The sequence below is a fragment of the uncultured Tateyamaria sp. genome, from assembly GCF_947503385.1.
Lineage (GTDB): Bacteria > Pseudomonadota > Alphaproteobacteria > Rhodobacterales > Rhodobacteraceae > Tateyamaria.
Window position 1 is genome coordinate 71,639 of record NZ_CANNDO010000007.1, and the last position, 22,959, is coordinate 94,597.

Sequence of the window (22,959 nt, forward strand, 5' to 3'; positions counted from 1 at the left end):
GCGCGCCTGTGCAAGGGAAAAAGCCGGGCCCCTCGGTGCCGCAAAGGCGGCACTGCAATACCTTGCGCACGCCCCAATCTGGTCACGATTACCCCCGACAGTTGTGGTTAACAAAAAACACCTGACGTGGAACGAGGGATGGGAACCATGGTGGCAACAACAGACGCAATGTTTTCGGACACATACCCGCACGGGTCGGTCTTTGCACCGGTGCGGACGGTCGACGGCAGACGGTGGCTGGCGCGTGGCGCGCAGCGGTTTTCCGGGATCGTGATGGTGATGGCGGTTGTCGGATTGTGGTTGCAGCCCGGTGGTGCCTTTGAACAGGACGTCATGCTGTTCAAACTGGCGCTGTCGGCCTTCATGGGCATGGCCGGTGTGGCGTTGATCCAAGGTGCGCGGCGCAAGCGCAGCCTTGAGGTGGAAATTGACCTTGAGCGCGATGTGCTGCGTCTGGTGCGCCCGGCCGCGTCAATGTTTTCGTCGCCGGTGGTTGTGCGTCGCTGCGCGTTTTCGAACCTCGGCACGGTCGACGTGGTTTCGCATATGGTGCGGATGTGGGACAAACGCGGCGAGCTTCTGGCCGAAGTGCCGCTGGCCGATCCCGAGACACGGTACGCCCTGCTCTGTGCCCTGAGCGCGCACGGAAAAATCTGATCTGACATCCAATTGGGACAGACCGTGTTCGCTGCCGCGCACGGTCTGTTGATCTGTGTGGAGTTGCTTCGGGGCCGGGATGCATCACATTTTGCGTCATGCGTAACCAACCCTACGGAGCACCCACGATGAAATCTCTCCTTCTGGCCACAGCCCTGACAGCAGCGGCAGGCACCGCCTTTGCCGCCGAGCGTTACACGCTCGACAGCAGCCACAGCCAGGTCGTGTTTTCCTACAACCACCTCGGATACTCGACCACATTCGGCATGTTCTCTGGCTTTGAAGGTGAGATCATGTTTGATCAGGACAATCCTGCGAACTCGAGTGTGACCGTGTCGATGCCGACAAAATCGATGTTCACAGGCTGGGAGGCCCGTGATGGCCATTTCATGTCCGACGATTTTTTCGGGGCCGAAGACGGAGATCTGATCACTTTTACTTCGACCGCGATTGAAGTGACCGGCGACAACACCGCCAAGATCACCGGCGATCTGACCATGAACGACACCACGCAGTCGGTGGTGCTGGACGCCACGCTGAACCAGTCCGGCGCGTTTCCCTTTGGCCCCAATCAGGGCACGCCCTGGGCTGGCTTTGATGCAACGACGACGCTGAAGCGGTCGGATTTTGGCCTTGGCGCCTTTGCCCCGGCGGTCGGTGATGAGGTCGAGGTGATGATCTCGATCGAGGCGCAGAAGGCTGGCTGATACAAGCACCGCAGTTGAGACAGGGCCACGCAACGGACATTGCGTGGCCCTTTTGCGTCGACGGTGCTGCCAAAACGACGCGCTGCCGCGCGACACTATTTTATACAAGACGGCCTTTTCAGGCCGCCTTGCGTTGCTGCCGCTATCCGGTTTGATCTGATCCGCGTGAGGCGATGAGGTCCACGTCCACCTCCACCGCAAATTTGAGCGAGCTTTCGTCGGCCATGTTGTCGCCGATGCCATAATTGCGCCTGTCCAGCGTGATGCCCCCAACCATGGACGCCTCGTCCCCGTTGACCGACAGGCCAAAGGGCAGGGTGATCGGTACGCTTTGGTCGCGGATCGTCAACGTTCCGACGGCCTCGTGACCATCGACCACCCGCATGATGTCGGCTGCAAACGTGGCCGTGGGGAATGTTGTGGCATCGAAGTAATCCGGTCCCATGGCCTGTCCGGTGACGCTGCCGAGGGTGAGAGAGGCGATTGCGATGGTGACCTCGACCGTGCCTGCGATCCCGTTTTCCACGGTTTCGTCATAGGTGATTGCAGCGGTCCAGTCCGAGAACGTGCCCGACACCTCTGATCCAAGCTGCGTCACGGTGATGGACAGGGTCCCGTCCTGCACTTGCCAGTCTGAGGCGACCTTTTGGAGGGCTGTGCCGTCATGTCCTGCACCGTGGGGCGCATAGACGCCCATGGCCGCGCCGCCCGACAGTGCCAGCGCCCAAAAGGCAAGAGCGGCGATAACAGGCATGGCGTGTTTGTGGCTGCTGTCAGCCTGCGGCAGGTCGGGCGCGCCGAACCACATGCGGCGCAGGGTCATGTCACGGTCGACGAAATGGTGCTTGAGCGCGCCAGCAATATGCAGAAGAAGCGAAACCGCCAGAACTTTGGTCAGCACCCAATGCGCGCCGCCCATGGCGGCTGCAACCGTTTCGGATTTTGGGACCAGCGGCAGATTTTGACCAAAGGGCCACCAGATGGGCGCAAAGCCGCTTGCTGCGGCGTGGTGGATCCAGCCCGACAAGGGCACCAGCACCAAAGAGCCGTAGAGCAGCCAATGCACTGTCTCGGCGGCAAAGCTTTCGGCTTTGCGGTCAGGGTGCAGCAGGCCGGGTTTGGGTTGGCGCAGGGCCCATGCGATCCGGATCAGCGCCACAAAGAACACCGTGACACCCAGCGTCTTGTGCAGCGAGAACAGCCATGCGGTCCGCGCCAGCAGGTCGTCAGACGGGGCTGCGGCGGTGCGCAGTTCATACGCCATGTTGTTGGCGACGATCCCAAGCGGGAACAGGGTCAGGATCAGCAGGGCGGTCAGCCAATGCAGGGTCTTGGCGACCGAGCCATAGCTGGAGGCGGTGTTGGCGAGGGACATCATACTTCTCCATCAGGGACGATAGGACAACACGTCTGGTCCTAATGTTATGCGACCGTGCTGCGTGACAACCGCAAATTGCTGCACAGGTGCCGTGCAGCGCTGTCAGGGCTGGCTTGTTTCGTGCAGCCGCGCCCATTACACCCGGGATCAGCAAAGAACACATCGAGGGGCCGCGCATGAGCATTGCATTTGTTTTTCCTGGGCAGGGGGCACAGACCATTGGCATGGGCCGTGATCTGGCCGAGGCCTATCCGGCGGCCCGCGCGGTGTTCGAAGAGGTGGACGACGCACTGGGTGAAAAGCTGAGCGCGCTGATCTGGGACGGAGAGCAGGACAGGCTGACGCTGACGCAGAATGCGCAACCGGCGCTGATGGCCACGTCCATGGCGGTGATGCGTGCGCTGGACGCCGAAGGGGTGACGGTCGAAAAGGCTGCGTTTGTCGCTGGCCATTCGCTGGGCGAATATTCGGCGCTATGTGCGGCGGGATCGTTGAGTGTGGCAGATGCCGCGCGACTGTTGCGCACCCGCGGGCAGGCCATGCAAGAGGCCGTGCCCGTTGGCGTGGGTGCGATGGCGGCGCTGCTGGGTCTGGATTTCGAGGCGGCCAGCGCTGTAGCCGCGGAGGCGGCAAAGGGCGAAGTGTGTCAGGCGGCAAATGACAACGATCCAAGTCAGGTGGTTGTATCGGGCCATATCGGTGCGGTCGAGCGTGCGGTGGAACTGGCCAAGGAGCGTGGGGCCAAGCGCGCGGTGATGCTGCCTGTGTCTGCACCTTTCCATTGCAGCCTGATGGAACCCGCAGCGGGTGTGATGGCCGAAGCACTGAGCCATGTGGATATCGAGACGCCCAAGGTCACCGTTGTCCCGAACGTGCTGGCGCATGGCTGCACATCCGCCACGCTTTTGCGCAACCATCTGGTGGATCAGGTAACGGCCTCCGTACGCTGGCGCGAGAGTGTGCTGTGGATGGCAGGCGAAGGTGTGACGGAGATCTGGGAGATCGGCGCGGGCAAGGCGCTGTCGGGTATGGTGCGGCGCATCGACCGGTCCATCGCCACGCGTGCGGTGGGAACGCCCGACGATGTGAAGGCCGCTGTAGATGGCTGAGCTTGTCACGCTTGACCCTGTGACCCTTGGCGGCCTGCGCCGCCGGTTCGCCTTTGACGAACGATTGTCGAAAATCCCCAGTGCGTTCGATGCGCTTGGCGGGTTGCAGCGCGAGGCGGGGCTTTTGGCCTGCGGACCGGAGACCGCGCTTTACCGGGTGGAGGGCGACGAGATCGAGGTGACTGTGGGCGTGCCCATGGACGTGATGCTGCCGGGGTTCGAGGCGATTGAGGTGCCGGGCAGTCGCGCATTGATGCACCGGCTGCGTGGCCCGTTTTCAGGTCTGCCGCAGGTGTACCCGGCGCTGCACGCGGCGGCGGCGGAACAGGGCCTGACGCCCACAGGATTGGCGCGCGAGGTCTACAGGATCATCGCGCGGAACGATGCACACAATGTCTGTGACGTGTATCTGGACGTAGAATAGCTTGAGAAAAGGGGCATGAATGTTTGATCTGACAGGTAAGTCAGCGCTGGTGACGGGCGCGTCGGGCGGGATCGGCGCAGAAATCGCGCGCACGCTGCACGCTGCGGGCGCGACCGTGGGGCTGAGCGGCACGCGGACCGAACCGCTGGAGGCTCTGGCGGGCGAATTGGGCGAACGGGCATTTGTGCTGCCCTGCAACCTCAGCGATATGGAGGCGGTCGAGGCACTGCCGAAACAGGCGACAGAGGCGATGGGCGGCCTTGATATTCTGGTCAACAATGCGGGCATCACGCGGGACAACCTGTTCATGCGCATGTCGGACGAGGAATGGCAAAGCGTTCTGGATGTGAACCTGACCGCCACGTTCAAGCTGTGCAAAGGCGTCATGCGCGGCATGATGAAGGCGCGCTGGGGCCGGATCGTAAACATCTCGTCGGTGGTGGGGGCCACCGGCAATCCCGGTCAGGCAAACTATGCCGCGTCCAAGGCAGGCATGATCGGCATGTCCAAAAGCCTTGCCTACGAGGTGGCGAGCCGTGGGATCACGGTAAACGCGGTTGCGCCGGGCTTTATCGCGACGGCCATGACGGACAAGCTGACGGATGACCAAAAGGCTGGAATCATGGGGCAAATTCCCGCTGGCCGTATGGGGGAAGCCCACGAGATCGCAGCGGCCACGCTGTACCTTGCCAGCCCCGAGGCGGCCTATGTGACGGGCACCACCTTGCACGTCAATGGTGGCATGGCCATGTTGTAGCGGCACCGCGCCACGGCCTTGCTATCAACCAAAGATATGCTATAGGCGGCGCAGATTCCGGTTTGGGGCCCTTGTCAAAGGGCCCGATACTTCACCGCCCCAAGGGGGCAAGACCAGAGCCCTGACAAGATCGGGGACACCACTTGGGGGCGCGAAATTAGCCCCGGTAAAATGAGGACAGTCATATGAGCGACATCGCGGACCGCGTGAAAAAGATCGTTGTGGAACACCTGGGCGTGGATGAGGAGAAAGTCTCCGATAACGCATCCTTTATCGACGATCTGGGCGCAGACAGCCTGGACACCGTGGAGCTGGTGATGGCCTTCGAAGAAGAGTTTGGCATCGAGATTCCCGATGACGCCGCCGAGACCATCCAGACGTTCGGCGACGCTGTGGGCTTTATCACCAAAGCCTCCTGAGCCAGTTCGGGCCACGGCCCTTTTGAAACGGCGCTTCTTGCATATGCAAAGAAGCGCCGTTTTTCTTTTTGCGGTTCGCTAGTTCTTGTCTTTTGCCCGGCATGGGCGCAGATTTGGGCAAAACAAAAGGTGATCGGGCAGGACACCAGACATGAATCGCAATGTGCCGACAATCAACACGGCGCGCATCACGCTGCGCGCCATGCGTCCGGGAGACTTCGACCGGTTTGCCGAAATCTGGGCGATGCCGGACGTCGTGCGCCATGTGGGTGGTGAGCCTTGGGGACGTGACGAGGCATGGCAATCCTTTGTCTTTCAGGCCGGCCACTGGCAGGTGAGCGGGTTTGGACAATGGGCCATCGAACTGCATCAGGGTAAAAAGATGCTGGGTCAAACCGGATTTTTCTTTGGCGCGCGCGGCTTGGGCGAGGATTACGATGCCCACCCCGAAGCCGCGTGGTTTTTAGACCCGGAATTTGCCGGTCGGGGGTTGGGTCGCGAGGCGGCAGGCGCTGCGCATGACTGGTTTGACCGGGTCATTACGGGACCGCTGGTGTGCCGTGTGGCACCGGGCAATGATGCATCACACCGCTTGGCGGGCATTCTGGGATACAAGGTGCTGCGCGAGGCGGTATCCGACGGGCGTGATTACGTCCTGTATATTCGCAAGTCGGTGCCGCAGGGCTAGGCGCGCATGGGCTTGAACAGCGCCACCCCTAGCGGGTAAGAGGCAGGCCAGAACGAAGATTTGGGGGCAGAGCAGATGCGCAGAGTCGTTGTGACCGGATTGGGGTTGGTAACGCCGTTGGCCGATGGGGTCGAGGCAAGCTGGAGCCGCATTCTTGACGGGCAATCGGGCGCTGGTCCGATCACGCAGTTTGACCCCGAGGGCCTCGCCACCACATATGCGTGCGAAGTGCCATTGGGCGACGGCAGCGACGGGACGTTCAACGCGGACGCCTACATGGCGCCAAAGGAACAGCGCAAGGTCGACAATTTCATCATGTTCGGACTGGCGGCGGCACAACAGGCCATCGAAGACGCTGGTTGGGCCCCCGAGGACCGCGAAAGCCTTGAACGTACGGGCGTTCTGATCGGCTCGGGCATCGGTGGTCTGAATTCCATCGCGAATACGGCTGTGATGATGGAAGAAAAGGGGCCGCGCCGCGTGTCCCCGTTTTTTGTGCCGGGCGCGCTGATCAACCTGATCTCGGGTCAGGTGTCGATCAAATACGGGTTCAAGGGGCCGAACCATTCGGTGGTGACCGCCTGTTCGACGGGGGCGCACGCCATTGGCGACGCCAGCCGCCTGATCCAGCATGGCGACGCCGACGTGATGATCGCAGGCGGGGCCGAGGCGGCGATCTGCAAGATTGGCATCGCGGGTTTCAACGCCTGCAAGGCGCTGTCGACGAAACGTGCGGACGATCCGCAAGCGGCCAGCCGTCCATATGACGCCGACCGCGACGGGTTTGTGATGGGTGAAGGCGCGGGCATCGTGGTGCTTGAGGATTACGACCATGCCGTGGCGCGCGGCGCCAAGATCTATGCCGAGGTGCGCGGCTACGGTCTGTCGGGCGATGCCTATCACATCACCGCCCCGTCAGAGGACGGCGAAGGTGGGGAACGCTCGATGCGCGCGGCCTTGCGCAACGCGGGCCTTGAGCCGTCGGACATCGACTATATCAACGCACACGGCACCTCGACCATGGCGGACACGATCGAGTTGGGGGCGGTGGAGCGGCTCTTGGGCGATCACGCGGGCAATGTGACAATGTCCTCGACCAAATCGGCGACCGGGCACCTTTTGGGGGCAGCGGGCGCGATCGAGGCGATTTTCTCGATCCTTGCGATCCGCGATCAGGTCTGCCCGCCGACCATCAATCTGGACAACATGGCCGTTGAGACGCCGGTTGATCTGGCGCCGAACGCCAAGCGGGAACGCAAGGTGGAGGTCGCCTTGTCCAACAGCTTTGGGTTTGGCGGCACCAACGCCAGCGTGATCTTTGGAAAGGTCAGCTGATGTGGCGCGGGATCGCCTCTAACGCGATCACTTTTCTTATCGTGTCCCTCTTTGTGCTGGGCGGCGTGATCCTTTGGGGGCGCGCACAATATGAAGCCGCCGGGCCGTTGGATCAGGCGATGTGCCTACAGGTGGATCGGGGGTCGAATTTTCGCCGGGTGAGCCGCGAGCTGGAAGCCGATGGCGCGGTGACACATGGCTGGATTTTTCGCGCGGGCGCTGATTATGCCGACAAGACCTCGCAACTGAAGGCGGGGAGCTATCTGGTTGAGCCGGGCGCGTCGATGGAGGAGATCGTCGACATCGTGACCCGCGGCGGTGCCAGCACCTGCGGGACCGAGGTGGTTTACCGCATCGGCGTGAACCGGTTGAGCGCACAGGTCCGCGAACTGGACCCGAACACCAACCGCTTTGTCGAGAAGGCTGCGTTTGAGCCTGCCGTCGAAGACGCGCCTGCCGCCTATACCGAGGTGAAGGCTGATCAGGACACGCGGTACCGCGTGGCGCTGGCCGAGGGCGTGACAAGTTGGCAGATTGTGGACGCCCTGAAGGCTATTGATGTCCTTGCGGGTGACGTTGCGGAGGTGCCGCCCGAAGGTGCCTTGGCACCGGACAGCTACGAGGTGACACGCGGGCAGGATCGCAACGCGATTCTGACGCAGATGCAGGAACAGCAGGAACTGCTTGTTTCAGCCGCATGGGAAGCGCGGGACCCGGACGTGCCGCTGGACAGCCCGGAGGAGTTGTTGATCCTTGCGTCGATCATCGAAAAGGAAACCGCCGTGGCAGAAGAGCGCGGGCGGGTGTCGTCAGTGTTCGTGAACCGCTTGAACCAAGGGATGCGCCTGCAGACGGACCCCACCGTGATCTACGGGGTCACGCGGGGGCAGGGTGTGCTGGGGCGTGGCTTGCGCCGGTCCGAGCTGCGTGCCGCCACGCCGTGGAACACATATGTCATCGAAGGGCTGCCGCCGACACCAATTGCAAATCCCGGACGGGCGAGCCTGATGGCGGCGGGACAGCCCGATGATACGTCGTTCATCTTCTTTGTTGCGGATGGCACCGGTGGGCACGCCTTTGCCGAGACGCTGGACGAACACAATCGCAACGTTGCGCGCTGGCGTGAGATCGAAGCGGAGCGGGCGGAAGAAAGCGACGGCGGCTGAACGGTTGGTGTACCCACGTCAGGGTTGTATCAACGTTTTCAGGCGCTTGTCTATTTTCGTAATGATTTGTTAAGCTTAGCGCGCGGTGTGTGTGCAGGGCCACTTGCGAATTGGCTTGACAGATCGAACGGTCACACGTATAACTTGTGACAAGCTAGAAGAAGTGGGCAAGCGGCCTCGGAGTGATCCGATGGTCGCTTTTCTATTTCTCTCGTGCGGAGATCATCCCAACGCATGAGAGGTCAGAGCAAACATGACACTTATCACCCCGGACGCCGAAGAGGCCCGGACCGACGAGCTTTTGCTGTCGGTTCAGGCGTCGCTTGCAGAAATGCGTCGGCACTTCCAAGCCCTCACAGAAAGGGCCGATGCCGGGGAGGAAATCAAGGAAACCGAAGTGAACGGCCACCTCGCGTCCCTGACGAAGGCGGTCTTTAGCGTACAGAAGGCGGAGGCGCAGCTTGGAGAAGTTCGAAAAGCACGCACCGGCATTGTCCAAAACGGATATGCCATCGACCATGACGCAGCCCGAGCTGAAATTCGGTGCGCGCTTGGTCGCTTGCGCGCCTGTTGCGGCGCAGGAGCGGTTTCTGGATGAGTTGGGTGAGGGCGCCTTGGGCGCCCTCCCTTTTCTGTTTGAATTCTGGGCGATGGAGCATCAACTGCCACCCGCAGGGGATTGGCGGACGTGGGTCATCATGGGCGGCCGTGGGGCCGGGAAAACGCGGGCCGGTGCGGAATGGGTGCGCGACATGGTCGAGGGGCCGATGCCGCTGGACCCGGGCCGTGCGCGCCGTGTGGCGCTGGTGGGCGAGACCATCGAACAGGTCCGCGAAGTGATGATTTTTGGTGAGAGTGGCATTCTGGCCTGCTCGCCGCCGGATCGCCGCCCGGCGTGGCAGGCCGGGCGCAAGCGGCTGGAATGGCCCAATGGCGCGGTGGCGACGGTGCACACGGCCTTTGACCCCGAAGGGTTGAGGGGGCCACAATTTGACGCGGCGTGGGTCGATGAGCTGGCCAAGTGGAAAAAGGGGCAGGAGACCTGGGACATGTTGCAGTTTGCCCTGCGGCTGGGTGACGATCCCCGGGTCTGCGTGACGACAACGCCGCGCAATGTCGAGGTGCTGAAAACGCTGTTGGAGATGCCGTCAACCGTTGTGACCCATGCGCCGACCGAGGCCAATGCGGCCAATCTGGCGGCCTCGTTCCTCGAAGAGGTAAGGGCGCGCTATGAAGGAACCCGGCTGGGTCGGCAGGAGCTTGACGGTGTGCTGCTGAGCGACGCCGAGGGCGCGCTTTGGACGACGGAGATGCTGGAGGCGTCACGGCGCACGCCGCCGCGCCATTTCGACCGTGTGGTGGTCGCCGTCGATCCTTGTGTGACGTCAAAAAGCACCTCGGATGCCTGTGGCATCGTGGTTGCGGGCGCAACGCTGGACGGTCCACCGCAGGAGTGGCGGGCCTATGTGCTGGCCGATTGCACGGTGCAGGGGGCAAGCCCGATGGAATGGGCGCGGGCGGCGGTTGCCGCGGTCGAGACCTTTGGGGCCGACCGAATGGTGGTTGAGGTCAATCAGGGCGGCGATGCCCTGCGTGATGTGGTCCGGCAGGTGGACCCGATGGTGCCTTACAAGGCGGTACGGGCCAAGGACGGCAAGTCGTTGCGCGCCGAACCTGCGGCCGCTCTTTATGAGCAGGGCCGGGTGGCGCATGTGCCGGGGCTGGACGCGTTGGAGGACGAGATGGTGCGGATCACACGGCGCGGGTTCGAGGGCACGGGTTCACCCGACCGGGTGGATGCGCTGGTCTGGGCGCTGCATGAGTTGATGATCGAGCCCGCGCGGGAGTATCGGCGGCCCGGCGTGCGCAGCTTGGGCGCCTGACGGCGGGCCGGCCCTGCGGGGCGAGTATTTTGCAAAGAGAAGAAGCAAGGCGGTTGCAGTGAGCGGCCGCCTTTTTCGTTGGATGGACGGGCCACAGGCCCCTTGGGATCACGTGAAGGAGACCCCCCTTGTTTGATTTCTTTCGGAACCGGGCTGTGGCGGATGTACCAGAGCAGAAGGCAAGCGCGACGGGCAAGGTGGTGGCCTTTCAATCAGGTGGCCGCGTGGCGTGGTCGCCGCGGGATGCGGTGTCGCTGACCAAGTCGGGATTTTCGGGCAATCCGGTCGGGTTTCGGTCGGTGCGGTTGATTTCCGAGGCGGCGGCGGCATTGCCGCTGGTGTTGCAGGATGCGGCACAACGATTTGAGACGCACCCCATTCTGGCGCTGCTGAAGTCGCCCAACCCCGGACAGGGGCGTGCGGAGTTGTTCGAGGCGCTTTATGCGCAGCTTTTGCTGTCGGGCAATGCTTATGTCGAGGCTGTGGCGGGCGAAAGTGGCGCGCCGCTGGAGTTGCATGTGCTGCGGTCGGACCGGATGTCGGTGGTGCCGGGGCCAGATGGCTGGCCCATTGCTTATGAGTACCGCGTGGGGGGCAAAGTGCATCGGTTCGATGCGTCCGGCCCCATTTCGCCCATTTGCCATATCAAAAGCTTTCATCCGCAGGATGATCATTACGGGTTGAGCCCGATGCAGGCGGCGGCGATGGCGCTGGACGTCCATACGGCGGCGTCGCGCTGGTCGAAATCGCTGCTGGACAATGCAGCACGGCCTTCGGGCGCGATTGTTTACCGGGGCACGGACGGGCAGTCGCAACTGTCGGGCGACCAGTACGAGCGGCTGGTGAGCGAGATCGAGACAAACCATTCCGGCGCGCGCAATGCCGGGCGTCCGATGTTGCTGGAAGGTGGGCTCGACTGGAAACCCATGGGCTTTTCCCCGTCGGACATGGAATTCCAGAAGACCAAGGAGGCCGCGGCGCGGGAGATCGCGCTGGCCTTTGGTGTGCCGCCGATGCTGCTGGGCCTTCAGGGCGACGCGACATATGCCAATTACCAAGAGGCGAACCGGGCCTTCTATCGCCTGACGGTGTTGCCACTGGCCACGCGGGTGGCAGCGGCGCTGGCGGAGTGGCTGGGCGCGCATACGGGCGAGGATGTGGTTCTGAGTCCGGATCTTGATCAGGTGCCGGCCCTGTCCGCCGAACGCGACGCGCAGTGGGCGCGGGTGGCGGCTGCTGATTTCCTGACGCAGGCCGAAAAGCGGCGTTTGCTGGGACTGCCTGCGTTGGCGGAGGATGCGGCGCATGGATGATGCGAAGCTATTTGAACGCTTTGCCTGTGCGCCGGGTCTGAAACTGGAGGCGCATGAGCGGCTCACGGAGGTGCATCTGGACAATATCTCGGCCCGGTTGGACCGGCTCGAAGAGTTGATGGAGCGGCTGGAAAAGCGGCTTTGGCTGACGGTTTACGGGGTTGTGGCCGCCGTTCTGGCGACGGGGCTTCAATCCATCATGGCGGCAATCCCGCAGTAATCGAGGAGTTGAGCAGATGCAGGTAGAGACCGGTCTGGAGACGAAATTTGCCCGGTTTGGCGCGGCTGTCGCGGTCCAGGACGGCCATGTGATCGAGGGTTATGCGAGCCTGTTTGGCGCGTGTGATCAGGGCGGTGACGTGGTTGCAAAGGGGGCGTATGCCGCCTCTTTGGGGCAGATCACGGCCGAAGGGCGCCGCGTCAAGATGCTGTGGCAGCACGACCCGGCCCAACCCATCGGGGTGTGGGACGAGGTGCGTGAGGACGCCAAGGGCCTGTGGGTCAAGGGGCGTCTGTTGCCGGAAGTGGCCAAGGGGCGCGAAGCGGTAGAATTGATCGCCGCGGGTGCGATAGACGGGCTGTCTATCGGCTACCGGACGCTGAAGGCGGCAAAGAACGACAAGGGCCAGCGGGTCCTTACGGAACTGGAACTTTGGGAAGTGTCGCTGGTGACCTTCCCGATGTTGCCCAGTGCGCGGGTGGCGGGCAAATCGGAGGCGGTGGCCTCGGACGCGGACGACACTTTGCGTGACATGGCGGCGGCCCTGCGGGCTGCGCGCGCGGAGCTGGCGCAGCGCTGATCGCGCGGCCTTTTTCTACAACAATCGAGGATTTGCGAATGAGCAAGACCGCACGTGAGGCGCGGGCCGGGGAAGGTTTGTCCCCCGCCCAGGAGGTTGCGGAAGCCATGACGGGTTTCGTGACTGAGTTCAAAGGCTTCCAAGCCGAATTTCAAACCAAACTTCAACAAACGGAAGAGCGACTGACCATGCTGGATCGGAAAAATATGACGGCTGCGCGCACCCCTCTGGCAGGTGCCGTGGATATGGGTGCCCCCCACCAGAAGGCGTTTAACGCCTACCTGCGTTCGGGTGAAGATGATGGCTTGCGGGGTCTTGAGCTGGAAGGCAAATCGCTGTCCACCGCCGTGAATTCGGATGGCGGATACCTTGTTGATCCGGCCACCTCTGCGACAGTGCAGTCGGTTCTGAACGCAACCGCGTCGATCCGTTCGATTGCGTCTGTCGTCAACGTCGAAGCGACGTCCTATGACGTGCTTGTGGACCACGGCGAAGTCGGCACGGGTTGGGCAACCGAAACCGCCAACCTGACCGAAACGGACACCCCGTCCATCGACCGCATCACCATTCCGCTGCACGAACTGTCGGCGCTGCCGAAAGCATCGCAGCGTCTGTTGGACGACAGCGCGTTCGACATCGAAGGGTGGCTGGCCGGTCGCATTGCCGACAAGTTTGCCCGCGCCGAAGCTGCCGCGTTCATCAATGGCGATGGTGTGGACAAACCCAAGGGGTTCCTGACGCACTCGGATGTGGATGACAGCATCTGGAGCTGGGGCACGCTGGGTTACGTTCCCACGGGTGTTGACGGCGGCGTGACAGCCGAGACCATCATCGACGTGGTCTATGCGCTGGGTGCGGAGTACCGCGCCAATGCCAGCTTCGTGATGAACTCCAAGACGGCGGGTCTCGTCCGCAAGATGAAGGACAATGATGGTCGTTTCCTGTGGACCGACGGTCTGGCCGCAGGTCAGCCTGCGACGCTGATGGGCTATCCCGTTCTGATCGCAGAAGACATGCCTGACGCCACCACAGGTGCCAACGCCATCGCCTTTGGCGATTTTGCCGCTGGTTACACGGTTGCCGAACGTCCTGATCTGCGCGTGTTGCGTGACCCCTTCAGCGCGAAACCGCACGTCCTGTTCTATGCCACCAAGCGTGTGGGCGGCGACGTGAGCGACTTTGCCGCGATCAAACTGCTGAAATTCGCGACGTCCTGAACGGGATGATCGTGAACAGCCGGGGGCGGGTTGAAGCCTGCCCCCGGTGCCGGGCGTGCGCGACGTGCGCCGTGTTGTCTAGCTGCTCCCCTCCGTCCGAGCAATGCGGACTGGCGCACGCCCGGTTTTCGGGGAGGCAAGGACGGAATTGCGGTGGAGAAGGTCCATGATGTTGAGCGAAGTGACCACGGTGCCCGATGCGGCGCTGCCGGTTGAAGAATTCAAGGCGCATCTGCGCCTGGGCAGCGGGTTTGGCACGGGCAGCGTGCAGGACGTGGTGCTGGTGAGTTTCCTGCGGGCCGCCGTCACGGCGGTTGAGGCACGCACAAGCAAGGTGTTGTTCGAGCGGGAGTTCATGGCGGGATTTACCGTGTGGCGCGAGAGTGCCGCGCAAGCCTTGCCGATTGCCCCGGTGAGCGCGGTGTCCAACGTCGTTCTGGTGGATCGCACTGGCGTGCGCACCGATGTCGGAGCTGACACCTACTGGCTGGAACGGGACATGCATTGTCCGCGGTTGCGGGCTGTCGGCACCTGTTTGCCGCCTGTGCCGCAAGCGGGCATGGTCGAAGTGGTCTTGACGGCGGGGTACGGTCCGGCGTGGACGGACATTCCTGCCGATCTGCGGCAGGCCGTTCTGCTGCTGGCCGCGCATTACTATGAGTACCGTGATGAAACCGCGCTGAGTGAGGGGTGTATGCCGTTTGGCGTGGCCTCGCTTATCGAGCGTTACAAGGTTGTACGGCTGTACGGTGGGGGTGCCAGATGAGTGCGCCACGACTGAACCGTCGCCTGACCCTTGAGACGCCGCAGCGTGTGTCGGACGGCGCGGGCGGGTTTGAGGAAGTCTGGGTGCCGCTTGGGGTGCTTTGGGCCGAACTCACCGCCCGCGCAGGTCGCGAAAGCCAGAATGCGGGGGTACCGGTGTCGATGGTGCCCTACACGATTGTTGTCCGGGGTGCGCCGCATGGCCATCCCGAGCGCCCCGTGGCGCGTCAGCGCCTGCGGGACGGCGCGCGGGTGTTTCATATCCGCAGCGTGGCGGAGCGCGACCCGGAGGCGCGTTACCTTGTATGCGCGGCGGATGAGGAGGTGGCGGTATGAGCTATGCAATGTCCGCCGCCTTGCAGGAGGCCGTGTTCACCGCGCTGTCGGCGCATGGGGACCTGCACGGCGCTGTCGGCACCGCTATCTTTGATGCGATGCCCAGCGGTGCTGTCCCGACACTTTATGTGGCTTTGGGTCCAGAGCAGGTGCGCATCGCTGATGACAAGACGGGATCCGGTGCAGAGCATGTTTTCGTCGTGTCGGTTGTGACCGAGGCACCAGGTTTTGCGTCGGCCAAGACGGCGGCGGGTCTGGTCTGTGACGCGCTGCACGAAGCGCCACTGGTTTTGTCGCGGGGACGTCTGGTGTCGCTGCGGTTTCGGTCGGCCAAGGCGGCCAAGATCGAAAAGGGCACGGGCCGCAAGATCGACCTGACATTCCGCGCGCGCGTGGAAGACGACTGAAGCGCCCGTTTGGACGCTAACTTACTCACTTCAAATGGAGAATTCTAATGGGTGCTCAAAACGGCAAGGACCTTTTGATCAAGGTCGACATGTCCACGGACGGCCAGTTCGAGACAATTGCAGGGCTGCGTGCCACGCGCGTCAGCTTTAATGCCGAGACGGTGGATGTGACCAGTCTGGAAAGCCAAGGTGGCTGGCGCGAGTTGCTGTCCGGTGCCGGGGTCCGGTCGGCGGCGATTTCGGGCGCGGGCGTGTTCAAGGACGAGGGCACGGACGAACGGGCGCGGCAGATCTTCTTTGACGGCGAAACGCCGAATTTCCAGATCATCGTGCCGGATTTCGGCGTGATCGAAGGCCCGTTTCAGGTGACGTCGATCGAATACAGCGGCAGCCATAATGGCGAGGCGACTTACGAGATGGCGATGGCCTCGGCGGGTGCGCTGATCTTTACGGCGCTGGTCTGATCCATGGCCAATCCTTGGAGGGGAGAGGTGGCGCTGGTGATCGATGGGGAGCGGCAGGTGATGCGGCTTACCCTTGGGGCCTTGGCCGCGCTTGAGACGGAACTGGCGGAGCCGTCACTGGTGGCGCTGGTGGAACGGTTCGAGCAGGGCCGGTTTTCCAGTGCGGATGTTCTGGCGCTGTTGCGGGCGGGTCTGGGCGGCGGCGGGTCAGAATTTGATCCCGCGCGGCTGGATCATGCCGAGATCGAAGGCGGACCGATGGCCGCGGCGCGCGCTGCGGCAGAGCTGATCGCGCGGGCCTTTGTGGCGCCGGGCGCATGAGTGGCGGGCTGGAGTGGCCCGCGCTGATCCGTGCGGGACTGGTGGGATTGCGGCTGGAGCCGGATGTGTTCTGGTCGCTGACCCCGGCGGAATTGCAGCTGATGCTTGGCCCACCGTCCCATGCGGCGCCTCTGCTCAGCGACGGGCTGGATGCGCTGATGGCGGCATGGCCCGATGACATCAAAGGGGATCCCGAATGACGGATTACAAGGACGAGATCGAGGGCCTTGAGGCCGACACGGATGGCTTGCGCCAGACGCTTGATGCCACATCAAACATGGTGACGAGTTTCGACAGCGAATTGCGTCGGATGCGCGAGAGCCTTGCCGCGACAGGCAAGGATGTGGCGACGCTGGAGAAGGGCCTGTCCAAGGGATTGCGCAAGGCGTTCGACGGTGTGGTGTTTGATGGCCAGAGCCTTTCGGATGCGCTGGAGACCTTGGCCAGTTCGATGTCGCGGTCGACCTACAACGCGGCCATGAAGCCGATCACCGATCACTTTGGTGGGATGATTGCGACGGGCGTCGGCGGGTTTATGCAAAACATTCTGCCTTTCGCGGACGGTGCGCCGTTCAGTCAGGGCCGGGTGATGCCGTTTGCAAGCGGCGGCGTGGTCAGCGGAACCACGCCTTTTGGAATGCGCGGTGGCATGGGAATCATGGGTGAAGCGGGGCCGGAGGCGATCATGCCACTGGCGCGCGGCCCGGATGGCAAGCTGGGCGTCAAGGGCGCGGGCGGGGGCAGCACCACGGTGGTGATGAACATCACGACGCCGGATGTGCAGGGCTTTGCCCGCAGCCAGAACCAGATCGCAGCACAAATGAACCGGGCCTTGGCACGGTCAAACCGGAACCGTTGAGACGGGCAGGGGAGCCAGATATGAACTTTCACGACGTACGATTTCCAGCCAGCCTGAGCTTTGGTTCTGTTGGCGGTCCCGAACGGCGCACCGAGGTGGTGACGCTGGCCAACGGGTTCGAAGAGCGCAACACGCCTTGGGCGCATTCGCGCCGCCGTTACGATGCGGGGCTGGGAATGCGGTCGCTGGACGATATCGAAACCTTGATCGCGTTTTTCGAGGCGCGCATGGGACAGATGTACGGCTTTCGCTGGAAAGACTGGTCCGATTTCAAATCGGCTTCGGCCAGCGCCGTGCCCACCTTCCGTGATCAGGATATTGGTTTGGGTGACGGGGAGCAGCAAAGTTTTCAGCTGCTCAAGACCTATCGCAGTGGCGACCAAAGCTATGCGCGGCCCATCGCAAAACCGGTGTCGGGCACTGTTCGTGTGGGTCTCGAAAATGATGAGATGCAGGAGGGCGTCGACTATGAGGTCGATCTGACCACCGGTTTCGTGACCTTTGCACATCCGCCGGATGTGGACGTGATTGTGAAAGCTGGTTTCGAGTTCGACGTACCGGTTCGGTTCGAGACGGACCGTATTCAGACATCTGTGGCAAGTTTTCAGGCGGGCGAAGTGCCCAATGTACCTGTGATTGAGGTGCGTGTCTGATGGCGGGGCAGAGCGAAGCGTTTCTGGATCATGCCGCGACTGGCCTGACCACCTTGTGTCGCGCTTGGGCGATTGCGCGGCCTGATGGTCAATCCTTCGGTTTTACCGATCACGACCGTGATCTGAGTTTTGATGGGATCACCTTTCGCGCAGATACCGGCCTGACTGCGGCTGCATTGGCGCAAAGCACGGGTCTGAGTGTCGACAACACCGAAGCGCTGGGGGCGTTGTCGGACGTTTCTGTGCGGGAAGACGAGATCGAAGCGGGCCGGTTCGATGGGGCGGAGGTGCAGGCTTGGCTCGTGAACTGGGCAGATGTCGATGTGCGGTGGTTGCAGTTCCGCGGAACCATTGGTGAGATCCGTCGGTCCGGAGGTGCGTTTCACGCGGAGTTGCGCGGGTTGACCGAAGCGTTGAACCGCCCGTTGGGGCGCATCTACCAAAAACCGTGTACGGCTGTTTTGGGGGATGGCCAGTGCCGGTTTGCCTTGGGTACGCCCGGCTATGTGTTTGAGGGTCAGCCTGATCGCGTGATTGACGGGCGGATTTTCGAGTGGGACAGCTTGTCCGGTTTCGAGGCGGCGTGGTTTCAGCGCGGTCGTTTGGACGTGTTGGACGGCGGCGGCGCCGGCTTGTGGGGATCCATCAAGTCTGACCGGTTCGTCGACGGTGCCCGCCAGATCGAACTGTGGGAGCCGATCCGCTATGAGATTGAGGCATCGGCCACGGTCCGGTTGGTGGCTGGATGTGACAAACGCCTTGAGACATGTCGGCTGAAATTCAACAACATTCTGAATTTCCAGGGCTTTCCCGATCTTCCGAATGAGGATTGGGTCATGGCCTATCCCACGCAATCGGGTGCAAACTCCGGGGGAAGTCTCAGATGAGCGCGTTTCAGACCGGGTTGGTGGCGGAGGCGCGTGCGTGGCTGGGCACGCCTTATGTGCATCAGATGGCGTGCCGCGGGGCAGGATGTGATTGCCTTGGCCTCGTGCGCGGCGTTTGGCGCGGCGTCCATGGGGCGGAGCCCGAAGTGCCGCCAGCCTACAGTATGGACTGGTCGGAGCCTCAGGGTGAAGAGCGCCTTTGGGCCGCTGCCTTGCTACATCTCGTGCCAAAGCCGCGCGATGATGCCGCTGTGGGTGACGTTATCTTGTTCCGCATGAAGTCAGGCGCCGTGGCCAAGCATCTTGGTATCCAGTCGGAGATCGGTGCAACCGCAAGGTTCATCCACGCCTATAGCGGGCACGGGGTCGTCGAAAGCCCGCTGAGCGCCCCATGGGCGCGCCGGATTGTGGCGCGTTTTGAATTTCCCGCGAAGGAGGCCAGCTGATGGCGACGGTTGTATTATCTGCGGCAGGTGCGGCCATTGGCGGGTCCATTGGCGGAACCCTTGCAGGCTTGTCGAGCGTTGCGATTGGACGCGCTGTCGGGGCGACCCTTGGGCGTGTGATTGATCAGCGTTTGATGGGTCAGGGTTCATCCGTTGTCGAACATGGCAAAATAGACCGGTTCCGCCTGACGAACTCGGGCGAAGGCAACGCCATCTCGCAGCTTTATGGTCGCATGAGGATGGCGGGGCAGGTGATCTGGGCTTCGGACTTTCTTGAGACGACGAACACAACGACCACTGGGGGCGGCGGCAAAGGTGCGCCTGCGACGCCCAAGACGACAACCACCAGCTACAGCTATTCTGTCAGCGTCGCACTTGCGGTGTGCGAAGGCGAGATTGTGCGTATCGGTCGCGTTTGGGCAGATGGCGAAGAACTGGCGCGCGACGATCTGAACATGCGGGTCTACACCGGGACAAAAGATCAGTTGCCCGACCCGTTGATGGAAGCCGTCGAAGGTCAGGGATTGGTGCCTGCCTATCGCGGGACGGCCTATGTCGTCATCGAAGACCTAAATCTGGAGCGATTTGGCAATCGCGTGCCGCAGTTTTCTTTTGAAGTTGTGCGTCCTGAGCAACCTGAGCAGGCGGATGCGGACCAAGAGTTGACCCGCGCGTTGCAGGGCGTCGCACTGATGCCGGGGTCGGGTGAGTACGCTTTGGCGACGACAACGGTCAATTACGCTGACAACAACCGGGGCCGTTGGAGCGCCAATGTGAATACCCCCGCAGGCGTGGCTGACTTCAAGGTGTCGTTGGATGCGCTGAACGACGAGTTGCCGAATTGCGAAGCGGCCTCTTTGATTGTGTCTTGGTTTGGGGATGATCTGCGCTGTGGGGATTGCACCCTGCGTCCCAAAGTCGTGCACAAAGACGCCTATGGCGAAAACATGGCATGGACCAGCGGCGGGATTGATCGCGCGCAGGCGTTGCAGGTCGAGCGGGTCGATGACCGCCCCATCTATGGGGGTACTCCGGCCGATCTGTCGATCATAGAGGCGATCGAAGCGCTGCAAGAGGCTGGCAAGGCGGTCATGTTCTATCCGTTCATCCTGATGGACCAGATGGATGGCAACGCACTGCCTGATCCGTTTTCTGATGCGCTGACCCAGCCGCGCTTGCCGTGGCGCGGGCGTATCACGTTGTCAAAGGCCGCGGGCGTGGATGGATCGCCAGACGGCACCGCAGTGGCCGAAGCCGAAGTCGACGCATTTTTTGGCACCGTTACCGCCGCAGACTTTAGCGCGACCGCGATGCCAAATCAGGGTGGATACTATACGGGACCCGCAGAGGAATGGTCCTTTTCGCGGTTCATCCTGCACTATGCTGCGCTGTGTCGTGCAGCCGGTGGTGTCGAGGCGTTTTGTATCGGTTCGGAAATGCGGGGAATGACGCAAATCCGTGCAGAGGCAAACCGCTTTGTGTTCGTGGAGAAGCTGGTTGCGCTTGCCGCCGAAGTGCGCGCGATTTTGCCGGATGCAAAGATCAGCTACGCCGCTGATTGGTCCGAGTATTTCGGGTTTCAGCCGCAGGATGGGACCGGTGATCGGTTTTTTCACCTCGATCCGCTGTGGGCCGATGACAACATCGATTTTATCGCTATCGACAATTACATGCCGCTGTCGGATTGGCGCGACGGCGAAGATCATCTGGATGCCGTCTGGGACGATATCTACAATTTGGAATACCTTCAGGCGAATGTGGCCGGTGGCGAGGGCTACGACTGGTTCTATCACTCGCCTGAGGCCGCTGCGGCGCAAATCCGCACACCGATCACGGATGACGTTCATGGCGAGCCTTGGGTGTGGCGGTACAAGGATATTCGTAATTGGTGGGACAACCCGCATCACGAGCGGGTATCGGGCGTCCGGGCGGACCTGCCCACAGCATGGGAGCCGCGTTCGAAACCTGTCTGGTTCACAGAATACGGTTGTGCCGCTGTCGACAAGGCGACGAACCAGCCGAACAAGTTCCTTGATCAGAAATCATCGGAAAGCAGCCTGCCGAGTTATTCAAATGGAGCACGGGACGATCTGATCCAGCGCCAGTATCTGCGTGCGATGAACATGTTCTGGAAGGATACGGACAACAATCCGCAGTCCGACCTTTACGATGGGCCAATGGTGGATATGTCCCGCGCCTTTGTCTGGGCGTGGGATGCGCGGCCGTATCCGTTTTTTCCCAATGCGGTTGAAACATGGTCAGACGGTGAGAACTATCCGCGCGGCCATTGGATCAACGGGCGCACCTCGTCGCGCAGCCTTGCATCTGTCGTGCGCGAAGTTTGCGCGCGTGCCGGGCTGACAGATTTGGATACATCGGAGCTTTACGGTACGGTCCGGGGTTACGTCATAGACGATGTCAGCGATGCACGCAGTGCGTTGCAGCCGCTCATGTTACGCTACGGCTTTGACGCGATTGAACGGGACGGCCTGCTGCGGTTTGTCATGCGGTCGGGCCGTGATGCTATTGCGGTTGACCCGGAGGCGCTTGCCATCAGCCCCGATCTGGACGGACGGACCGAACAAGCCCGCGAGTCGGAGGCCGAGTTGGCCGGACGTGTGCGCCTGCGCTTTGTCGAGACTGACGGAAACTTTGATGTGTTGTCCGAGGAAGCCGTCCTGCCCGATGATGCAACGCACGCGGTAAGCGCGTCGGAACTGCCGTTGGCACTGACCCGACCCGAAGGGCGGCAGGTGGTCGAGCGGTGGTTGGCCGAAGCACGTATTGCGCGTGACACGGTTCGATTGGCTTTGCCGCCCTCACAGATTGGGGTAGGCGCGGGCGATGTCATCCAATTGCCAGCGGATCAGTTCGAGGGCTCTGCCCTTTTTCGGGTTGATCGGGTTGAGATGGGTGAGATGCAATTGCTGGAAGGGGTGCGGATCGAACCGGATGTCTACACGCCGGCCGAGCTTTCGGACGAGTTGGCGTCGGTCAATGCGTTTGTACCGCCGGTGCCTTTGACTTCCGCATTCCTGGATTTGCCTCTGCTAACCGGTGATGAGGTGCCACACGCGCCGCATCTGGCTGTGACGGGCACGCCGTGGCCGGGCAGTGTAGCTGTGTATCAATCCAGCACCGACTCGGATTTTGCGTTGAACACGGTGTTGGCCGCGCGTGCCTCTGTCGGATTCACGCAAACGGAGTTGTTCAAGGCGCGCGCTGGGCTTGTCGATCGCGGTGCACATTTGGAGGTACAGATGATGCATGGAACGCTCGCGTCCGTGTCGGATGCGGCCTTGTTGAACGGCGCAAATCTGGTCGCGATCGGAGACGGATCACCTGATGGCTGGGAACTGGTCCAGTTCCGCGATGCAGAACTGCTTGCGCCGGGTCGCTACATACTGCTCCATCGTTTGCGTGGACAGCTTGGGACAGACGCGCTGGTGCCGGATGTCTGGCCGGTGGGGTCGTGGGTTGTTTCCCTGAACGGAGCGCCACAGCAGATTGACCTTTTGTCGAGCTTGCGGCGTGTCGCCCAAACCTATCGCATTGGTCCCGCGCGCAGATCGCTGGATGACCCGAGCTATGAACAGGTGACTTATGCCTTTGATGGCAATGGCTTGCGCCCCTATGCCCCTGTGCACCTTTCTCATGCTAGTACGGCAAATGGTCTGAAATTCTCGTGGATCCGGCGAACCCGGATTGATGGGGACAGTTGGGACTTGCCGGACGTGCCGCTGGGCGAAGAAAGCGAGACTTACACTGTCCGCGTCACGACCGGTGCAGGGACCTTGCGCGAAGAGACGGTGACACAGGCGGAGTGGGTATACGAGGATGCCGCGCGTGCCGCTGACGGGGTGGGCGATATCTTTGATGTGTCCGTTGCCCAAAATTCCGCACGCTACGGCATCGGTCCGTTCCGCAGCTTGTCGGTTGATCTGACGTGAGGGCGGTTTTGACAGCGG

Annotated in this window: 27 protein-coding genes; 26 read left to right on the forward strand and 1 reads right to left on the reverse strand. The window is 62.1% G+C overall.

What is annotated here, in order from left to right:
- Positions 1–147: 147 nt before the first annotated feature.
- Both Q1A85_RS18740 and Q1A85_RS18745 read left to right on the forward strand, forming a co-directional pair.
- On the forward strand, positions 148–657 hold the full coding sequence (locus tag Q1A85_RS18740) for a hypothetical protein (protein WP_299693148.1): 510 nt from the start codon (positions 148–150) through the stop codon (positions 655–657).
- 128 nt (positions 658–785) lie between these two features.
- Positions 786–1,364 (forward strand): YceI family protein, encoded by a 579-nt coding sequence (locus tag Q1A85_RS18745; protein ID WP_299693151.1) that lies wholly within the window; start codon positions 786–788, stop codon positions 1,362–1,364.
- A 142-nt stretch (positions 1,365–1,506) separates the two neighbouring features.
- Here Q1A85_RS18745 and Q1A85_RS18750 read toward each other — a convergent pair whose 3' ends face one another.
- On the reverse strand, positions 1,507–2,739 hold the full coding sequence (locus Q1A85_RS18750) for a cytochrome b/b6 domain-containing protein (protein ID WP_299693154.1): 1,233 nt from the start codon (positions 2,737–2,739) through the stop codon (positions 1,507–1,509).
- A 179-nt stretch (positions 2,740–2,918) separates the two neighbouring features.
- Between Q1A85_RS18750 and fabD the strand changes: the two genes are divergently transcribed.
- The 24 genes from fabD to Q1A85_RS18870 all read left to right on the forward strand — a co-directional run bounded on the left by fabD (position 2,919) and on the right by Q1A85_RS18870 (position 22,941).
- Positions 2,919–3,851: an ACP S-malonyltransferase gene (gene fabD / locus Q1A85_RS18755; protein ID WP_299693157.1), complete on the forward strand. Its 933-nt coding sequence runs from the start codon at positions 2,919–2,921 to the stop codon at positions 3,849–3,851.
- Positions 3,844–4,275 carry a GyrI-like domain-containing protein gene (locus tag Q1A85_RS18760; RefSeq protein WP_299693161.1) on the forward strand — a complete coding sequence of 144 codons (432 nt, stop codon included), beginning with the start codon at positions 3,844–3,846 and terminating at the stop codon, positions 4,273–4,275. Before fabD ends, Q1A85_RS18760 begins: the two co-directional genes overlap by 8 nt.
- Positions 4,276–4,294: 19 nt before the next feature.
- Complete coding sequence (gene fabG / locus Q1A85_RS18765) at positions 4,295–5,032, forward strand: 3-oxoacyl-[acyl-carrier-protein] reductase (protein ID WP_299693164.1); 738 nt, start codon at positions 4,295–4,297, stop codon at positions 5,030–5,032.
- Between the two features lie 185 nt (positions 5,033–5,217).
- Positions 5,218–5,451, forward strand: coding sequence for an acyl carrier protein (locus Q1A85_RS18770; RefSeq protein ID WP_299693167.1), 234 nt, complete (start codon positions 5,218–5,220; stop codon positions 5,449–5,451).
- A gap of 151 nt (positions 5,452–5,602) precedes the next feature.
- Complete coding sequence (locus Q1A85_RS18775) at positions 5,603–6,139, forward strand: GNAT family N-acetyltransferase (protein ID WP_299693170.1); 537 nt, start codon at positions 5,603–5,605, stop codon at positions 6,137–6,139.
- 75 nt (positions 6,140–6,214) lie between these two features.
- Positions 6,215–7,474, forward strand: coding sequence for a beta-ketoacyl-ACP synthase II (fabF, locus tag Q1A85_RS18780; RefSeq protein ID WP_299693173.1), 1,260 nt, complete (start codon positions 6,215–6,217; stop codon positions 7,472–7,474).
- Positions 7,474–8,640 carry an endolytic transglycosylase MltG gene (gene mltG / locus Q1A85_RS18785; RefSeq protein ID WP_299693176.1) on the forward strand — a complete coding sequence of 389 codons (1,167 nt, stop codon included), beginning with the start codon at positions 7,474–7,476 and terminating at the stop codon, positions 8,638–8,640. The genes fabF and mltG overlap by 1 nt, the downstream gene beginning before the upstream one ends.
- 253 nt (positions 8,641–8,893) lie before the next feature.
- A complete protein-coding gene (locus Q1A85_RS18790; RefSeq protein ID WP_299693178.1) occupies positions 8,894–9,238 on the forward strand; it encodes a hypothetical protein in 345 nt (114 codons plus the stop codon).
- Positions 9,159–10,523, forward strand: coding sequence for a terminase family protein (locus Q1A85_RS18795; protein WP_299693180.1), 1,365 nt, complete (start codon positions 9,159–9,161; stop codon positions 10,521–10,523). Before Q1A85_RS18790 ends, Q1A85_RS18795 begins: the two co-directional genes overlap by 80 nt.
- A gap of 128 nt (positions 10,524–10,651) precedes the next feature.
- Positions 10,652–11,836: a phage portal protein gene (locus tag Q1A85_RS18800; RefSeq protein WP_299693183.1), complete on the forward strand. Its 1,185-nt coding sequence runs from the start codon at positions 10,652–10,654 to the stop codon at positions 11,834–11,836.
- Positions 11,829–12,056: a hypothetical protein gene (locus Q1A85_RS18805; protein ID WP_299693186.1), complete on the forward strand. Its 228-nt coding sequence runs from the start codon at positions 11,829–11,831 to the stop codon at positions 12,054–12,056. The genes Q1A85_RS18800 and Q1A85_RS18805 overlap by 8 nt, the downstream gene beginning before the upstream one ends.
- Positions 12,057–12,072: 16 nt before the next feature.
- Positions 12,073–12,636, forward strand: a complete 564-nt coding sequence (locus Q1A85_RS18810; RefSeq protein ID WP_299693189.1) for an HK97 family phage prohead protease — start codon at positions 12,073–12,075, stop codon at positions 12,634–12,636.
- A 38-nt stretch (positions 12,637–12,674) separates the two neighbouring features.
- Positions 12,675–13,853, forward strand: a complete 1,179-nt coding sequence (locus Q1A85_RS18815; protein WP_299693192.1) for a phage major capsid protein — start codon at positions 12,675–12,677, stop codon at positions 13,851–13,853.
- Positions 13,854–14,019: 166 nt separating this feature from the next.
- Positions 14,020–14,619, forward strand: a complete 600-nt coding sequence (locus Q1A85_RS18820; RefSeq protein WP_299693195.1) for a head-tail connector protein — start codon at positions 14,020–14,022, stop codon at positions 14,617–14,619.
- Positions 14,616–14,954 (forward strand): head-tail adaptor protein, encoded by a 339-nt coding sequence (locus tag Q1A85_RS18825; protein ID WP_299693197.1) that lies wholly within the window; start codon positions 14,616–14,618, stop codon positions 14,952–14,954. The genes Q1A85_RS18820 and Q1A85_RS18825 overlap by 4 nt, the downstream gene beginning before the upstream one ends.
- Positions 14,951–15,361, forward strand: coding sequence for a DUF3168 domain-containing protein (locus Q1A85_RS18830; protein WP_299693200.1), 411 nt, complete (start codon positions 14,951–14,953; stop codon positions 15,359–15,361). The genes Q1A85_RS18825 and Q1A85_RS18830 overlap by 4 nt, the downstream gene beginning before the upstream one ends.
- A 47-nt stretch (positions 15,362–15,408) precedes the next feature.
- The gene (locus tag Q1A85_RS18835; RefSeq protein ID WP_299693203.1) at positions 15,409–15,825 is read left to right on the forward strand and encodes a phage major tail protein, TP901-1 family; all 417 of its coding nucleotides are present in this window, start codon (positions 15,409–15,411) and stop codon (positions 15,823–15,825) included.
- A 3-nt stretch (positions 15,826–15,828) separates the two neighbouring features.
- Complete coding sequence (locus Q1A85_RS18840; protein ID WP_299693206.1) at positions 15,829–16,146, forward strand: gene transfer agent family protein; 318 nt, start codon at positions 15,829–15,831, stop codon at positions 16,144–16,146.
- Positions 16,143–16,346, forward strand: coding sequence for a rcc01693 family protein (locus Q1A85_RS18845; protein ID WP_299693208.1), 204 nt, complete (start codon positions 16,143–16,145; stop codon positions 16,344–16,346). The genes Q1A85_RS18840 and Q1A85_RS18845 overlap by 4 nt, the downstream gene beginning before the upstream one ends.
- Positions 16,343–17,005, forward strand: coding sequence for a phage tail tape measure protein (locus tag Q1A85_RS18850; RefSeq protein ID WP_299693210.1), 663 nt, complete (start codon positions 16,343–16,345; stop codon positions 17,003–17,005). The genes Q1A85_RS18845 and Q1A85_RS18850 overlap by 4 nt, the downstream gene beginning before the upstream one ends.
- A gap of 20 nt (positions 17,006–17,025) precedes the next feature.
- Complete coding sequence (locus tag Q1A85_RS18855) at positions 17,026–17,658, forward strand: DUF2460 domain-containing protein (RefSeq protein WP_299693212.1); 633 nt, start codon at positions 17,026–17,028, stop codon at positions 17,656–17,658.
- Positions 17,658–18,545 (forward strand): DUF2163 domain-containing protein, encoded by an 888-nt coding sequence (locus tag Q1A85_RS18860; RefSeq protein ID WP_299693215.1) that lies wholly within the window; start codon positions 17,658–17,660, stop codon positions 18,543–18,545. Before Q1A85_RS18855 ends, Q1A85_RS18860 begins: the two co-directional genes overlap by 1 nt.
- Positions 18,542–18,991 carry an NlpC/P60 family protein gene (locus Q1A85_RS18865; protein WP_299693218.1) on the forward strand — a complete coding sequence of 150 codons (450 nt, stop codon included), beginning with the start codon at positions 18,542–18,544 and terminating at the stop codon, positions 18,989–18,991. The genes Q1A85_RS18860 and Q1A85_RS18865 overlap by 4 nt, the downstream gene beginning before the upstream one ends.
- Positions 18,991–22,941: a glycoside hydrolase/phage tail family protein gene (locus Q1A85_RS18870; protein ID WP_299693220.1), complete on the forward strand. Its 3,951-nt coding sequence runs from the start codon at positions 18,991–18,993 to the stop codon at positions 22,939–22,941. The genes Q1A85_RS18865 and Q1A85_RS18870 overlap by 1 nt, the downstream gene beginning before the upstream one ends.
- Positions 22,942–22,959: the final 18 nt, after the last annotated feature.

Excerpts from the sequence above, each read along its gene's own strand:
- fabG (WP_299693164.1), top strand. The coding sequence starts at position 4,295 with ATGTTTGATCTGACAGGTAAGTCAGCGCTGGTGACGGGCGCGTCGGGC.
- Q1A85_RS18835 (WP_299693203.1), top strand. The coding sequence starts at position 15,409 with ATGGGTGCTCAAAACGGCAAGGACCTTTTGATCAAGGTCGACATGTCC.
- fabD (WP_299693157.1), top strand. The coding sequence starts at position 2,919 with ATGAGCATTGCATTTGTTTTTCCTGGGCAGGGGGCACAGACCATTGGC.
- Q1A85_RS18840 (WP_299693206.1), top strand. The coding sequence starts at position 15,829 with ATGGCCAATCCTTGGAGGGGAGAGGTGGCGCTGGTGATCGATGGGGAG.
- Q1A85_RS18820 (WP_299693195.1), top strand. The coding sequence starts at position 14,020 with ATGATGTTGAGCGAAGTGACCACGGTGCCCGATGCGGCGCTGCCGGTT.
- Q1A85_RS18790 (WP_299693178.1), top strand. The coding sequence starts at position 8,894 with ATGACACTTATCACCCCGGACGCCGAAGAGGCCCGGACCGACGAGCTT.
- mltG (WP_299693176.1), top strand. The coding sequence starts at position 7,474 with ATGTGGCGCGGGATCGCCTCTAACGCGATCACTTTTCTTATCGTGTCC.
- Q1A85_RS18825 (WP_299693197.1), top strand. The coding sequence starts at position 14,616 with ATGAGTGCGCCACGACTGAACCGTCGCCTGACCCTTGAGACGCCGCAG.
- Q1A85_RS18830 (WP_299693200.1), top strand. The coding sequence starts at position 14,951 with ATGAGCTATGCAATGTCCGCCGCCTTGCAGGAGGCCGTGTTCACCGCG.
- Q1A85_RS18795 (WP_299693180.1), top strand. The coding sequence starts at position 9,159 with ATGACGCAGCCCGAGCTGAAATTCGGTGCGCGCTTGGTCGCTTGCGCG.
- Q1A85_RS18865 (WP_299693218.1), top strand. The coding sequence starts at position 18,542 with ATGAGCGCGTTTCAGACCGGGTTGGTGGCGGAGGCGCGTGCGTGGCTG.
- Q1A85_RS18740 (WP_299693148.1), top strand. The coding sequence starts at position 148 with ATGGTGGCAACAACAGACGCAATGTTTTCGGACACATACCCGCACGGG.
- Q1A85_RS18745 (WP_299693151.1), top strand. The coding sequence starts at position 786 with ATGAAATCTCTCCTTCTGGCCACAGCCCTGACAGCAGCGGCAGGCACC.
- Q1A85_RS18845 (WP_299693208.1), top strand. The coding sequence starts at position 16,143 with ATGAGTGGCGGGCTGGAGTGGCCCGCGCTGATCCGTGCGGGACTGGTG.
- Q1A85_RS18870 (WP_299693220.1), top strand. The coding sequence starts at position 18,991 with ATGGCGACGGTTGTATTATCTGCGGCAGGTGCGGCCATTGGCGGGTCC.
- Q1A85_RS18850 (WP_299693210.1), top strand. The coding sequence starts at position 16,343 with ATGACGGATTACAAGGACGAGATCGAGGGCCTTGAGGCCGACACGGAT.
- Q1A85_RS18775 (WP_299693170.1), top strand. The coding sequence starts at position 5,603 with ATGAATCGCAATGTGCCGACAATCAACACGGCGCGCATCACGCTGCGC.
- Q1A85_RS18815 (WP_299693192.1), top strand. The coding sequence starts at position 12,675 with ATGAGCAAGACCGCACGTGAGGCGCGGGCCGGGGAAGGTTTGTCCCCC.
- fabF (WP_299693173.1), top strand. The coding sequence starts at position 6,215 with ATGCGCAGAGTCGTTGTGACCGGATTGGGGTTGGTAACGCCGTTGGCC.
- Q1A85_RS18855 (WP_299693212.1), top strand. The coding sequence starts at position 17,026 with ATGAACTTTCACGACGTACGATTTCCAGCCAGCCTGAGCTTTGGTTCT.
- Q1A85_RS18770 (WP_299693167.1), top strand. The coding sequence starts at position 5,218 with ATGAGCGACATCGCGGACCGCGTGAAAAAGATCGTTGTGGAACACCTG.
- Q1A85_RS18805 (WP_299693186.1), top strand. The coding sequence starts at position 11,829 with ATGGATGATGCGAAGCTATTTGAACGCTTTGCCTGTGCGCCGGGTCTG.
- Q1A85_RS18860 (WP_299693215.1), top strand. The coding sequence starts at position 17,658 with ATGGCGGGGCAGAGCGAAGCGTTTCTGGATCATGCCGCGACTGGCCTG.
- Q1A85_RS18760 (WP_299693161.1), top strand. The coding sequence starts at position 3,844 with ATGGCTGAGCTTGTCACGCTTGACCCTGTGACCCTTGGCGGCCTGCGC.
- Q1A85_RS18750 (WP_299693154.1), bottom strand. The coding sequence starts at position 2,739 with ATGTCCCTCGCCAACACCGCCTCCAGCTATGGCTCGGTCGCCAAGACC.
- Q1A85_RS18810 (WP_299693189.1), top strand. The coding sequence starts at position 12,073 with ATGCAGGTAGAGACCGGTCTGGAGACGAAATTTGCCCGGTTTGGCGCG.